The sequence below is a fragment of the Bacillus sp. FSL W8-0102 genome (genome assembly GCF_038007225.1).
Taxonomy (GTDB): Bacteria; Bacillota; Bacilli; order Bacillales; family DSM-4216; genus Bacillus_O; species Bacillus_O smithii.
The window spans coordinates 30,774-44,731 of sequence record NZ_JBBOWT010000001.1 but is presented as its reverse complement, the minus strand read 5'-3'; the positions used below and the strand labels follow the sequence as shown (position 1 = coordinate 44,731).

Sequence of the window (13,958 nt, the reverse complement as noted above, 5' to 3'; positions counted from 1 at the left end):
TTTGGAAAAATTCCTCAGAGGAAATTCGCTTCTTTATATATTGGCAGTCTGTCCCCATTATACTGGTTATAAAAGACAACGTACAACGAAAGCTTTGATTTATTTTTTATTCAAAAAGGATAAACAAAATAAACAATCTTCATTTTGACGAGGGCTTCCAAAGTGGACGTTGCAAATATGAAAACCTTCGTGATAAAGTCGGGCAAGGTTATCGTACCCTTCCCCGATATCCATTGTTTTGGGAGAAAAACGGCTGTTTTTTTCAGACGATGCGGTTTGTTCACCAGAGTTCTCCATTTGCTCCAGTCTCCGGCGCAAATGTTCATTTTCCAGTTTAAGGGAATTGTTTTCCTCCAATAACTCTGCCAGTTTTTGTTTCAATTCCCCCAGTTGTTGATATAAATTTCCGATTTGAATTTCCATATGGCTGACTGAATCAAAGAACTCTTTTTTATCCACTGGTTCCACCTCAATTACTCTGTGGCTTGCGATGAAAAGGCACCTTCATTAAAAATTTCTTCCAAAGTAAACTCCAACACCCGATCGTGTTCAGCCAGCTCTACTTGAAGCACCCGTTCCAAAATGTTTAGTCCCACTACTTTGCCGACTCCACGTGGCGTCTTAATAACTTCCCCCAAGTCAGGGAGTTCTTCTTTCGCCGTTTCGTACTCATCATTTTCATATTTTAGGCAGCACATCAACCGTCCGCACAAACCGGAAATTTTTGTTGGATTTAAAGAAAGATTTTGATCTTTTGCCATTTTAATGGACACCGGTTCAAAATCTCCTAAAAATGTGGAACAGCAAAGCATTCTTCCACACGGTCCGATCCCGCCCAGCATTTTGGCCTCGTCCCGAACTCCAATTTGCCGAAGCTCGATTCTCGTCCGGAACACTGCCGCTAAATCTTTTACTAGTTCACGAAAGTCCACTCTGCCGTCAGCCGTAAAATAAAAAATCACTTTATTGCGGTCAAACGTATATTCTACATCGACCAGCTTCATTTCCAGCTGATGATCCATAATTTTTTCATTACAAATATGGTACGCTTCCTGGGCAGCTTTTTTATTTTCTTCCACAATATGATGATCCTTTTCATCCGCCGGCCGAATGACTTTTTTTAACGGCAGAACAACGTCATTTTCATCCACCGTTTTGCGGCCTACTACCACATGGCCATATTCGATCCCTCTAACCGTCTCTACAATAACCGGGTCTCCTTTTTCAATCGAAAAATCGCCCGGATCAAAATAATATATTTTGCCCGCTTTTTTAAATCGGACACCTACTACATCATACAAAGGTGAACCCTCCCTGTAATTTTAGCACAAGCTGTTCCATTAACAGCTGAGAATTCATATTGGCTTGCAGCTTGCGCTTCGCCTCAAAAATGGCTTCCATACATTCCGTAAGACGCTTGATCGATAGTTGAAGGGACCTGCTTTCAAAATGTGCACGTTGATCAGGATAGGCTAAATGGTCACTTTTGCCTATTTGGATGGATAATAAATCTCTATATATAAGGAGCAATAAATCCAAGGCTCTTTCTATCTGCTGTTTATCTTTAAAATGTTGATGAAACTCTTCTTGAAGTTTGATCATGGCTTCTAGAGGTTGTTTATTAAGCGCTTCATATAATTTTAACACTATTTTACGCGCTTGCGCAAACCACTCATCTGCGCTCAACTCCAGCGCATCTTGAAGGTTATTCGTAAGACGAGCGGCTAAAGCAGCCATATTGGCACCTACCTGCTCTTCCCTCAGACGAGTTTCAAGATAATCAACCGGCAACGGTTTAAACGTAATCGTTTGACAGCGAGATATAATGGTTGGAAGTACTCGATGATACTGTTCAGTCAACAAAATGGCAGTTGTTCCTGGATGAGGTTCTTCCAAAAATTTCAATAAACTGTTCGCGGCACTTGTCGTCATTCGATCTGCATGTTCGATTATATAAATCTTGCGTTTTGATTCTACCGCCGTTTTGGCAAATTCCCTTTGCAGTGCTTCAATTTGCTGTTTCTTAATCGATAAACTGTCCGTTTCTGTTTCAATCAAATGAAAATCAGGATGGTTGCCATTTTCAATTCTGCGGCAATGGCTGCATTGTCCGCAAGGCGTATAATCAGGAAGAGGCTGTTCACATAATAGGCTTTTGGCCAAAAATAGGGCAGCTTGTTTTTTGCCGGTCCCTTTTTCTCCTTCAAAAAGGTAAGCGTGGGCTATGCGTTCTTTTTTCAAACTATTGTGCAGCATATTGGCTGCCTGTGGCTGTATGTTTTTCCACTCATCCCAATTTTTTAACAACACTAATCCCTTCCTACGCATATAAATTGATAAGCAAGCCTTTAATTTCCCCTATTTTGCCCAAAATATCAATCGTCAACTTTTCTTTATTCACTAGATCCTCGGCCAATTCCACTAATTTTTCATCTATCGTCTTGACTACTTTCAGCTGCCTGCCTTCGCCGTATAAGTTCCAGGAATGGGAACTGCTCAACTCCATTCCATAATCGACTGTTTCCTTTATAAATTTTTTAATTAACGTTTTATATTTTACTAAATCTTGAAGATTTCTGGATTTAGCCAACCGTTCTCCAGCTTCATCAATATTGGCCATTAGCTGTTTGAGCTGCTCATCTTTTAATTTTTGATCATATTGTTGTACCAGATTTGAAAACTGGCCATGAACAGCTGGTGTTCTCTTTATGTCTCCTCGAAAATTTTCCGCTCCGATCCGAAGATCTTGGTTTATTTTCATCCTGTACAACCTCCGTTCAAATTGATGAAACTCATCTGCCGAAAAGGATATAACAGGAAAGCGCAATTAATGAATGGCTTTTCCAATTTTCATCAGCTAAAGCAAGTTTCATCAAGAGGCCTCTTTAAAAAGCATTTTCTTTTATTATACCAAGATTGATCATGCTTGTAGAATAAACGAACAGAGAGAAAAGATACAAACGCGGAGAAAGGGGTGCGCTTGCTGGAAAAGCAGAAAATCTTTGAAAACCAAACCGTATTGGAACGACCGAAAGGGACCAACATACCGTGTTAGGCCGCCTTTCCGTTCCATTGAACTTTTGAGTATGAAGAATCAGCAAGAAACGCTGGAAATTTTGAGAAATGTGGGGGGAGATTCTCAACGATTGAGGAGAAACTTCAGAACCGTTTTCCAGCTGTCTTCAAACACTGATTCAATTGGCTGTTCAGCATTAATTTTGACCATTCTTTCCGGAAACTGATCAAGCAACTGCCAATATCCTTTTCTCACTCTCTGATGGAAATCGAGCGTTTCAAGATCAAGCCGATTCACTTCTCTTCCTTTATTCTGTTGAATTCGGCGCAAACCAATTTCAGGAGAAATGTCGAAGTATAGCGTTAAATGGGGCATGGCATCATCTACGGCAAATTCATTGATTTTATATACTTCCTCTACGCCAAGCCCTCTGGCATACCCTTGATAGGCAAGAGAACTGTCAATAAATCGATCGCATACTACAATGGTTCCTGCTTCCAGCGCTGGAATCACCTTCTCTACCAAGTGCTGACGTCTGGCCGCTGCATAAAGAAGCGCTTCTGTACGGCCATCCATTGCAGTATTTTGGCTATTTAAAAGAATTTGTCGAATTTGTTCAGAAATGGAAATGCCTCCTGGCTCTCTTGTGTACATAGCCTGGTAGCCTTCTCGTTTTAAATTTTCTACGATCCTTTGGGCGATCGTCGTTTTTCCGGCGCCTTCAGGACCTTCCACCGTAATAAAAATACCATTATTTATCATCTTTCGAACCTCCGGATTCTTATGCCTCCAAACACGTACTTAAGTATACCTGATCGAACTGGAAAACTGGAAGGAATCGTACCGCATTTATTTTTCCAGTTGATCCAACCATAACGATCTCAATAGTGGGATGAATCACGCTTTTCAAAGGGCTTCATGATGTTTATTTATAAAAAACAAAAGCTTCTCTACAGGAACTCTAATTTTGTAGACGAAGCTTTTTCAATATAAATATCGTCCTTTCTATTCTACTGGTTTTCATATGTTAGGAAAATAGCAAAAGATAAGGTAAACCGAAAAGAAATTTAGCTTTCACTAAGAAAAGGATTTGCCGCCGTGTTTTCGCACTAATATACAGCGATGAATCCCTCATTCAGCTGATGATCTCCTTGTATATGAGCACCTCTTGCTACTAATTCTTCAATAAAATCGATTTTTTCCTTCGTCACTCTTTCTCCCATCATTAAGAGCGGTATCCCCGGTGGATAAGGAATGATCATGGCGGCGGATATGCTTCCTTCCGCTTCGGAAAGCTTTACCCACCTCTTATCTTTTTCCCTCCAATTTTCGAAAGAAACGGGAACAGATGATACTTTAGAATGGGAAAGTGCCGGCAACTCCACAGGTCGTACATTTCGTTCTGTTATTGTCACTCTGGCGATTGCTTCTTTTGCTTGCTGATAAAAAATACGATTTCCTTCCTTTAGTAATGGCAGCGTAAAAAGAACTTGATAAGGATCGGCCAGTTCAGGAAAAACTCCTGCCGTTTCAATATCCTTTTTCAGCTGAAAACCATCGCTGTTTGGACTCCGCACTATTAGCTTCAATGGATCATAAGGGAACTCAGACACTGCTACTTGCAAGTCCTTTTCTTTTTGAAGCCATTCCACAAAACGCTCTCTTTCCTCCAACGTAAAAGCCACATCTTCTTCCTTTATCAATGCTAAATACTGTCTGGCAGCATCTAAGGAAGCCATAATCGGATAAGAGGGACTGCTCGATTGAAAAAGCGATAAGTAGAATTCCACTTTTTCTAACGAAGGTCTCTCCGTGCCGACATGAAAAAAAGAACCCATTGTCATCGCCGGAAGCATTTTATGCGCCGATTGAACGACCATATCTGCTCCCATACTCAAAGCCGATGGAGGAAATGGATCCCCGAGAACGAGATGAGGCCCGTGAGCTTCATCGACCAATACGATACAATCCTTTTGATGGGCATAATCGATCAGTTCCTTGATCGGGTAAGATACGCCGTAATAGCTAGGATAGATAAGAATCAGTCCTTTGGCATTTGGAAACCGCTCCAATGCAAGCTTCAATGTATCCAAAGAAACACCTGCAGGGCTTTTTGTTTTTTCATCATATTCCGGCTCCAGGAAAACAGGGCGAATGTTGGCCAGCATCAATCCGTGGATGATGGATTTATGGCAGTTTCTTTGCACCAATACAATATCCTCTTTCTGAAAAGAACTGGCAATCATGGCAAGGTTGCCGGCGGTGCTTCCGTTTACTAAAAAATAGCTTTTCTTAGAACCGTATAGTTTGGTTAAAAGAGTCTGAGCCTCCAGGATCGCTCCTTCGGGAGAATGAAAATCGTCAAGGCCGGTAATTTCGGTAGCATCATAAGATAAAATCGTCCGAAAATCGTCTGGAATCTCTCCTATTACTGTTCCAAATTTATGACCGGGTACATGAAAAGAAACAGGCCGTTTTTGTTGATGTTTGATTAACGCATCCATAATAGGCATTTTATCTTGTTCCATCTTGTCTTTTTGTCCTTTCTTGTTTTCTACTCATCATTATACAAAAAGACCCCGTGCAAAAAATCAACCACGGGAATCCGAAATATTTGAAATAATCCATCTTAAAATAGCAAATTGGTATATCGACCGTTCCACTCTATTGGACTAGCCGGCGATAGAAAGAACACTTGCTGCTGAAAAATTGATTCCAATCCTCATACTCTAAACAGAATGTTATTTTCAATGAAAATAGCAACATAACGGTACTTATGAATAGACATTGGATGATTTTATTTTTTTTAATTTTTGTACATAGTAGGAGTAATCCGAATGTGTCGTTTCAATAGAAGTCATCTTTTTTTCGCAATCCGTACAAATAAAAGACTCCAATACATGAATGCCTTCCGTTTTTTGATTTTCGCAAATGATACAAATCTCCCCGCTGTCTCTCTGATTCTTCATTTCATCTACCTCCCCTTCTCTATCATTCTGCCCATTTTCTCCCTTTTTATACGAAAATAGAATATATTTCCTTGTGGATCACTTTCGCATTATGCAATCGTTCTGATAAAGCATATCTAGCGATGGTCTTTTTTATAGTGAAAGGAACTGGGCGACCAAGGGTCATCATTTTTTCAAACCTTAGCGTTTTAATCCAAAGAATCGCGCCGCTTCCATTTGCTTTTTTGGGACAGATTTAACGGATTTCCGAAAGAAGTCTCCCATCCTCAAGGAATGTGCAGGGCGTAGCCCAATGAGTAGGTGGGAGATGAATTTCGGTTGGCTTTAGCCAAAGGTTTTGATATAATCAGTCTTATATATAAAAAAGGATTGATATATCAATGAAATTGGATAGTAATAATCATTCAGTGTTCCTATTACATTATCATCTTGTATTAGTTGTAAAGTATCGCAGAGAAGTGTTCACCGATAAAATATCTGATTTTGCAAAAGATATGTTCATTGAGATCGGAAAAAAATACAACATTACTTTGACAGAGTGGAATCATGATAAGGATCATATCCACATCCTATTCAAAGCACATCCTAATTCTGAATTATCGAAGTTCATCAATACGTATAAGAGTGCAAGTTCTCGACTGATAAAGAAAAACTTTCCTCATATCCGAAAAAGACTATGGAAAGAGATGTTTTGGTCAAGAAGCTTTTGCCTGCTTACAACAGGCGGTGCACCAATAGAAGTCATAAAAAAATACATTGAAAATCAAGGTCAGAAGTGAGGTGATTTGATATGGCCAAACAAAACAAAGCCTTCAAATTTCGTTTGTATCCGAATAAAGAACAGAAAATCCAATTAGCCAAAACATTTGGTTGTGTTCGCTTTGTCTACAATAAGATGCTGGAAGAACGTAAGGAAACGTATGAGAAATTCAAAAACGATAAAGAAACGCTTAAACAACAAGCATTCCCGACACCAGCGAAATACAAAGATGAATTTCCATTCCTAAAAGAAGTGGATTCTTTAGCTTTAGCAAACGCACAGATCAATTTGCAAAATGCTTATAAGAACTTTTTTGAAGGTCGTGCGGAGTTTCCTAAATTCAAAAGCAAGAAAAATAAACAATCTTACACAACCAATATGGTCAACGGCAATATTAAGCTAGAAAATGGTCATATCAAACTACCAAAAATCAAAAAGCCAATGAAAATGAACCGACATAGAGAAATACCTGCTGATTATAAAATCAAATCTTGTACTATTTCTAAAACAAAGACAGGTAAATATTATATTTCGATTTTGACAGAATACGAGAAAGATATTCAGTCAGTAAAGATTCAAAAAGTAGTTGGCTTAGATTTTGCTATGGACGGTCTATATGTCGAGAGTGAACAGGGTGAGAAAGCCAATTACCCACGGTACTATCGACAAGCATTAGACAAACTGGCAAAAGCACAACGAATTCTTTCTCGCAGAAAAAAAGGTTCTGCACGTTGGGAAAAACAACGTTTGAAAGTAGCAAAGTTACAAGAGAAAATTGCCAATCAACGCAAGAATTTTCTTCACCATAAATCAAAAGAATTAGCATCAACCTATGACGCAGTTATCATTGAGGACTTAGACATGAAAGGAATGTCTCAAGCCCTCAATTTTGGAAAAAGTGTTCATGATAATGGCTGGGGTATGTTCACTACTTTCTTAGAATACAAGCTAAAAGAACAAGGGAAACAACTTGTAAAAATCGATAAGTGGTTCCCTTCTACTAAGAAATGTTCTTGTTGTGGCAAGGAAAAAGAAATGCCATTATCTAAACGTGTATATGAATGTTCTTGCGGTTTTGTATTAGATCGTGATCACAATTCAGCAATCAATATCAAAAATGAAGGATTACGCATATTAGCATAAAGAATAATAACTTTCGGAACGAGAGGGTAAGCTCGGTCAATTTCTTATCGTTAGATAGGATTACCCGAGAAGCCCCCACTTCAAGCGACCCACAAGGGTGGTAAGTGGAGGGTAGTTCACGAGAACAGCTTTTATTTCTAACAATACCTTTATAGAAAAGCGTTCAAGAAAAAAGAGACTTTGATCTTCTAAGAAAGATTGTTTTGACGAAAGATCACTAATTAGACGAAGTAGATTTTTTCAGAAATGATGTCCCTTTCATTCATTAAAATAAGAAAAGAATCTTAACAGCCATCCGTTAAAGCACACCATAACAAGCCAAAACTGAATATCGCTTCTTTCAAACAAAAAAGGACTTGTTGAACAGATCCCTGTTCAACAAGTCCTTCTCTTTTGCCTGGCAGCGTCCTACTCTCGCAAGGGGAATCCCCTCACTACCATCGGCGCTGAAGAGCTTAACTTCCGTGTTCGGGATGGGAACGGGTGTGACCTCTTCGCCATCGCCACCAGACGTTCAAGACAGGTAATATTGTAACATAAATTATGAAGATTGCAATAACAAATGGATATTTAGGAAAAAATTATTCCTTCAAAACTAGATAGAAGAAGCAGTATACACCGATCTCGCTCTTTCATTTGGTTAAGTCCTCGATCGATTAGTATCCGTCAGCTCCACGTGTCACCACGCTTCCACCTCGGACCTATCTACCTGATCATCTTTCAGGGATCTTACTTTCCGAAGAAATGGGAAATCTCATCTTGAGGGGGGCTTCATGCTTAGATGCTTTCAGCACTTATCCCTTCCGCACATAGCTACCCAGCGATGCCTCTGGCGAGACAACTGGTACACCAGCGGTGCGTCCATCCCGGTCCTCTCGTACTAAGGACAGCTCCTCTCAAATTTCCTGCGCCCGCGACGGATAGGGACCGAACTGTCTCACGACGTTCTGAACCCAGCTCGCGTACCGCTTTAATGGGCGAACAGCCCAACCCTTGGGACCGACTACAGCCCCAGGATGCGATGAGCCGACATCGAGGTGCCAAACCTCCCCGTCGATGTGGACTCTTGGGGGAGATAAGCCTGTTATCCCCGGGGTAGCTTTTATCCGTTGAGCGATGGCCCTTCCATACGGAACCACCGGATCACTAAGCCCGACTTTCGTCCCTGCTCGACTTGTAGGTCTCGCAGTCAAGCTCCCTTCTGCCTTTGCACTCTGCGAATGATTTCCAACCATTCTGAGGGAACCTTTGGGCGCCTCCGTTACCTTTTAGGAGGCGACCGCCCCAGTCAAACTGCCCACCTGACACTGTCTCCCACCCCGATCAGGGGTGCGGGTTAGAATTTCAGTACAGCCAGGGTAGTATCCCACCGGCGCCTCCACCGAAGCTGGCGCTCCGGTTTCTAAGGCTCCTACCTATCCTGTACAAGCTGTACCAAAATTCAATATCAGGCTGCAGTAAAGCTCCACGGGGTCTTTCCGTCCTGTCGCGGGTAACCTGCATCTTCACAGGTACTATAATTTCACCGAGTCTCTCGTTGAGACAGTGCCCAGATCGTTACGCCTTTCGTGCGGGTCAGAACTTACCTGACAAGGAATTTCGCTACCTTAGGACCGTTATAGTTACGGCCGCCGTTTACTGGGGCTTCGGTTCGCACCTTCAAGCAAAGCTTTAAGCGCTCCCCTTAACCTTCCAGCACCGGGCAGGCGTCAGCCCCTATACTTCGCCTTACGGCTTCGCAGAGACCTGTGTTTTTGCTAAACAGTCGCCTGGGCCTATTCACTGCGGCTTCTCGGGGCTATGCACCCCAAAAAGCACCCCTTCTCCCGAAGTTACGGGGTCATTTTGCCGAGTTCCTTAACGAGAGTTCTCTCGCACACCTTAGGATTCTCTCCTCGCCTACCTGTGTCGGTTTGCGGTACGGGCACCTTTTTCCTCGCTAGAGGCTTTTCTTGGCAGTGTGGAATCAGGAACTTCGGTACTATAATTCCCTCGCCGTCACAGCTTGAGGTTAGTGGCAACGGGATTTGCCTCGCTGCCCCTCTCACTGCTTGGACGCACATCCAACAGTGCGCTTACCCTATCCTCCTGCGTCCCCCCATCGCTCAAACGGAAAAGAGGTGGTACAGGAATATCAACCTGTTGTCCATCGCCTACGCCTGTCGGCCTCGGCTTAGGTCCCGACTAACCCTGAGAGGACGAGCCTTCCTCAGGAAACCTTAGGCATTCGGTGGAAGGGATTCTCACCCTTCTTTCGCTACTCATACCGGCATTCTCACTTCTAAGCGCTCCACCAGTCCTTCCGGTCTGGCTTCTCTGCCCTTAGAACGCTCTCCTACCGCGGACACCCGAAGGTGTCCACCCGCAGCTTCGGTGATACGTTTAGCCCCGGTACATTTTCGGCGCAGAATCACTCGACCAGTGAGCTATTACGCACTCTTTAAATGGTGGCTGCTTCTAAGCCAACATCCTGGTTGTCTAAGCAATTCCACATCCTTTTCCACTTAACGTATACTTTGGGACCTTAGCTGGCGGTCTGGGCTGTTTCCCTTTTGACCACGGATCTTATCACTCGCAGTCTGACTCCCAAGGATAAGTCACTGGCATTCGGAGTTTGTCTGAATTCGGTAACCCGATGAGGGCCCCTAGTCCAAACAGTGCTCTACCTCCAAGACTCTTCCCTTGAGGCTAGCCCTAAAGCTATTTCGGAGAGAACCAGCTATCTCCAAGTTCGATTGGAATTTCACCCCTACCCACACCTCATCCCCGCACTTTTCAACGTGCGTGGGTTCGGGCCTCCAGTAAGTGTTACCTCACCTTCACCCTGGACATGGGTAGATCACCTGGTTTCGGGTCTGCGACCCCATACTCATGCGCCCTGTTCAGACTCGCTTTCGCTGCGGCTCCGTCTTTCCGACTTAACCTCGCATGAGATCGCAACTCGCCGGTTCATTCTACAAAAGGCACGCCATCACCCATAAACGGGCTCTGACTACTTGTAGGCACACGGTTTCAGGTTCTCTTTCACTCCCCTCCCGGGGTGCTTTTCACCTTTCCCTCACGGTACTGGTTCACTATCGGTCACTAGGGAGTATTTAGCCTTGGGAGATGGTCCTCCCAGCTTCCGACGGGATTCCTCGTGTCCCGCCGTACTCAGGATCCACCAGGGAGGGAACGAAGTTTCGACTACAGGGTTGTTACCTTCTCTGACGGGCCTTTCCAGACCTCTTCGTCTACCTCGTTCCTTTGTGACTCCACCATTGGTGTCCTACAACCCCAGAAGGCAAGCCTTCTGGTTTGGGCTGTTCCCGTTTCGCTCGCCGCTACTCAGGGAATCGCTGTTGCTTTCTCTTCCTCCGGGTACTTAGATGTTTCAGTTCCCCGGGTTGCCTTCCTTACCCTATGGATTCAGGCAAGGATGCTGCCCCATTACGGGCAGCGGGTTTCCCCATTCGGAAATCTCCGGATCAACGCTTACGTACAGCTCCCCGGAGCTTTTCGGAGTTAGTCCCGTCCTTCATCGGCTCCTAGTGCCAAGGCATCCACCGTGCGCCCTTTCTAACTTAACCATGTTGGTTTTATCCTAGATGGCGATACTCGGTTTATGCTGCTTCTTTCTTCTATCTAGTTTTCAAGGAACAATCAGACTTGGTGGAGCCTAGCGGGATCGAACCGCTGACCTCCTGCGTGCAAAGCAGGCGCTCTCCCAGCTGAGCTAAGGCCCCTTCATTTCTATTGGGTTTTCACATGGTGGGCCTGAATGGACTTGAACCATCGACCTCACGCTTATCAGGCGTGCGCTCTAACCAGCTGAGCTACAGGCCCCCACCAGGAAGGATTGATCCTTCAAAACTGAACAAAACGAAAGCGCTCCTTCATATATCCTTAGAAAGGAGGTGATCCAGCCGCACCTTCCGATACGGCTACCTTGTTACGACTTCACCCCAATCATCTGCCCCACCTTCGGCGGCTGGCTCCCGTAAGGGTTACCTCACCGACTTCGGGTGTTGCAAACTCTCGTGGTGTGACGGGCGGTGTGTACAAGGCCCGGGAACGTATTCACCGCGGCATGCTGATCCGCGATTACTAGCGATTCCGGCTTCATGCAGGCGAGTTGCAGCCTGCAATCCGAACTGAGAATGGTTTTTTGGGATTGGCTCCACCTCGCGGTTTCGCGACCCTTTGTACCATCCATTGTAGCACGTGTGTAGCCCAGGTCATAAGGGGCATGATGATTTGACGTCATCCCCACCTTCCTCCGGTTTGTCACCGGCAGTCACCTTAGAGTGCCCAACTGAATGCTGGCAACTAAGGTCAAGGGTTGCGCTCGTTGCGGGACTTAACCCAACATCTCACGACACGAGCTGACGACAACCATGCACCACCTGTCACTCCGTCCCCCGAAGGGGAACCCTCTATCTCTAGAGGTAGCGAAGGATGTCAAGACCTGGTAAGGTTCTTCGCGTTGCTTCGAATTAAACCACATGCTCCACCGCTTGTGCGGGCCCCCGTCAATTCCTTTGAGTTTCAGCCTTGCGGCCGTACTCCCCAGGCGGAGTGCTTAATGCGTTAGCTGCAGCACTAAAGGGTGGAAGCCCTCTAACACTTAGCACTCATCGTTTACGGCGTGGACTACCAGGGTATCTAATCCTGTTCGCTCCCCACGCTTTCGCGCCTCAGCGTCAGTTACAGACCAGAGAGCCGCCTTCGCCACTGGTGTTCCTCCACATCTCTACGCATTTCACCGCTACACGTGGAATTCCGCTCTCCTCTTCTGCACTCAAGTCTCCCAGTTTCCAATGACCCTCCACGGTTGAGCCGTGGGCTTTCACATCAGACTTAAGAGACCGCCTGCGCGCGCTTTACGCCCAATAATTCCGGACAACGCTTGCCACCTACGTATTACCGCGGCTGCTGGCACGTAGTTAGCCGTGGCTTTCTGGTCAGGTACCGTCAAGGTACCGCCCTGTTCGAACGGTACTTGTTCTTCCCTGACAACAGAGCTTTACGATCCGAAGACCTTCTTCGCTCACGCGGCGTTGCTCCGTCAGACTTTCGTCCATTGCGGAAGATTCCCTACTGCTGCCTCCCGTAGGAGTCTGGGCCGTGTCTCAGTCCCAGTGTGGCCGATCACCCTCTCAGGTCGGCTACGCATCGTCGCCTTGGTGAGCCGTTACCTCACCAACTAGCTAATGCGCCGCGGGCCCATCTGCAAGCGGCAGCTTGCGCCGCCTTTCAACCTTCCTTCATGCGAAGAAAGATATTATCCGGTATTAGCCCCGGTTTCCCGGAGTTATCCCCGTCTTGCAGGCAGGTTGCCCACGTGTTACTCACCCGTCCGCCGCTAACTTTCAAAAAGCAAGCTTCTTGAAAGTCCGCTCGACTTGCATGTATTAGGCACGCCGCCAGCGTTCGTCCTGAGCCAGGATCAAACTCTCCAAAAAGAAATTTGACTTGGCTTGTTTCTATTGAAACATTGGTTTACGCTTCGTTTTGTTCAGTTTTCAAAGATCAATTTCCTGTCAACTTTTAAATAATATCACAAATCTAAGTTTATGTCTACTGTTTTTTCTTTTTTGTAAGAACTAACAGCGACGAGATATATACTATCACCATTAAATATAGCTGTCAATACTAATACGACATTTTTTTTAAAAAAGTGTAAAGAAAATTATTCGGTCAAATATGGTAATATCATCATTTTACTTAAGTTACATCTCTTAATAACGAAAACAAAGAGAATGAAATCTAGTTTCACAAATCCATTCGATCATATCCAAAAGATTTTTCAAAAGCATTTTGCCTTCACTTTGAACACGAAGCCGTGTAACAAAAAGATAATCGTAAAAAACAATTGGGATAAGCAAGATGAAGAAGCAAATCGGCGCCACCCGCATAGCAGGTGGTTTATTGTTTCGCACGCTATCGCGAGCTCAACTTACTAAAGTCATAACAAAACAGAGTCGCCCTTGTTGGACGTCTCTGTCTGGTTCAACATACTTTTCAAAAACATTTAAAGAGATTCCAAATAAATGATGATTTCCATTACGAAAATATCTCAAATTCCAAC

At 44.3% G+C, this 13,958-nt stretch carries 9 protein-coding genes, 2 tRNA genes and 3 rRNA genes; 2 read left to right on the top strand and 12 right to left on the bottom strand.

Annotation, left to right across the window (positions count from 1 at the left end; genetic code table 11):
- Positions 1 to 99 precede the first annotated feature (99 nt).
- From yabA to N1I87_RS00180, 7 genes are all read right to left on the bottom strand, one after another.
- Complete coding sequence (gene yabA, locus N1I87_RS00210; RefSeq protein ID WP_003352334.1) at positions 100 to 459, bottom strand: DNA replication initiation control protein YabA; 360 nt, start codon at positions 457 to 459, stop codon at positions 100 to 102.
- Between the two features lie 14 nt (positions 460 to 473).
- Complete coding sequence (locus N1I87_RS00205; protein WP_003352335.1) at positions 474 to 1,301, bottom strand: PSP1 domain-containing protein; 828 nt, start codon at positions 1,299 to 1,301, stop codon at positions 474 to 476.
- Positions 1,294 to 2,307 (bottom strand): DNA polymerase III subunit delta', encoded by a 1,014-nt coding sequence (gene holB / locus N1I87_RS00200; RefSeq protein ID WP_445285673.1) that lies wholly within the window; start codon positions 2,305 to 2,307, stop codon positions 1,294 to 1,296. Before holB ends, N1I87_RS00205 begins: the two co-directional genes overlap by 8 nt.
- 13 nt (positions 2,308 to 2,320) lie before the next feature.
- A complete protein-coding gene (locus N1I87_RS00195; protein ID WP_003352337.1) occupies positions 2,321 to 2,761 on the bottom strand; it encodes a YaaR family protein in 441 nt (146 codons plus the stop codon).
- A 378-nt stretch (positions 2,762 to 3,139) separates the two neighbouring features.
- Positions 3,140 to 3,778 carry a dTMP kinase gene (gene tmk / locus N1I87_RS00190; RefSeq protein WP_341100159.1) on the bottom strand — a complete coding sequence of 213 codons (639 nt, stop codon included), beginning with the start codon at positions 3,776 to 3,778 and terminating at the stop codon, positions 3,140 to 3,142.
- Positions 3,779 to 4,125: 347 nt separating this feature from the next.
- Complete coding sequence (locus tag N1I87_RS00185) at positions 4,126 to 5,544, bottom strand: aminotransferase class I/II-fold pyridoxal phosphate-dependent enzyme (RefSeq protein WP_341100158.1); 1,419 nt, start codon at positions 5,542 to 5,544, stop codon at positions 4,126 to 4,128.
- A 246-nt stretch (positions 5,545 to 5,790) separates the two neighbouring features.
- Positions 5,791 to 5,985 (bottom strand): sigma factor G inhibitor Gin, encoded by a 195-nt coding sequence (locus N1I87_RS00180; protein WP_327805821.1) that lies wholly within the window; start codon positions 5,983 to 5,985, stop codon positions 5,791 to 5,793.
- Between the two features lie 380 nt (positions 5,986 to 6,365).
- Between N1I87_RS00180 and tnpA the strand changes: the two genes are divergently transcribed.
- Complete coding sequence (gene tnpA, locus N1I87_RS00175) at positions 6,366 to 6,764, top strand: IS200/IS605 family transposase (RefSeq protein WP_003352529.1); 399 nt, start codon at positions 6,366 to 6,368, stop codon at positions 6,762 to 6,764.
- 11 nt (positions 6,765 to 6,775) lie between these two features.
- Positions 6,776 to 7,888, top strand: a complete 1,113-nt coding sequence (locus tag N1I87_RS00170) for an RNA-guided endonuclease InsQ/TnpB family protein (RefSeq protein WP_003353586.1) — start codon at positions 6,776 to 6,778, stop codon at positions 7,886 to 7,888.
- Positions 7,889 to 8,283: 395 nt separating this feature from the next.
- On the opposite strand, the gene rrf is transcribed toward N1I87_RS00170, so the two are convergent.
- From rrf to N1I87_RS00145, 5 genes are all read right to left on the bottom strand, one after another.
- Positions 8,284 to 8,399: ribosomal RNA gene (gene rrf, locus N1I87_RS00165) — 5S ribosomal RNA — on the bottom strand.
- Between the two features lie 125 nt (positions 8,400 to 8,524).
- A 23S ribosomal RNA gene (locus tag N1I87_RS00160) occupies positions 8,525 to 11,457 on the bottom strand.
- An 80-nt stretch (positions 11,458 to 11,537) separates the two neighbouring features.
- Positions 11,538 to 11,613, bottom strand: a tRNA-Ala gene (locus N1I87_RS00155).
- Positions 11,614 to 11,636: 23 nt separating this feature from the next.
- Positions 11,637 to 11,713: transfer RNA gene (locus tag N1I87_RS00150), tRNA-Ile, on the bottom strand.
- A gap of 64 nt (positions 11,714 to 11,777) precedes the next feature.
- Positions 11,778 to 13,332, bottom strand: a 16S ribosomal RNA gene (locus N1I87_RS00145).
- The 16S, 23S and 5S rRNA genes sit together here with 2 tRNA genes alongside, the layout of an rRNA operon.
- Positions 13,333 to 13,958 lie beyond the last annotated feature (626 nt).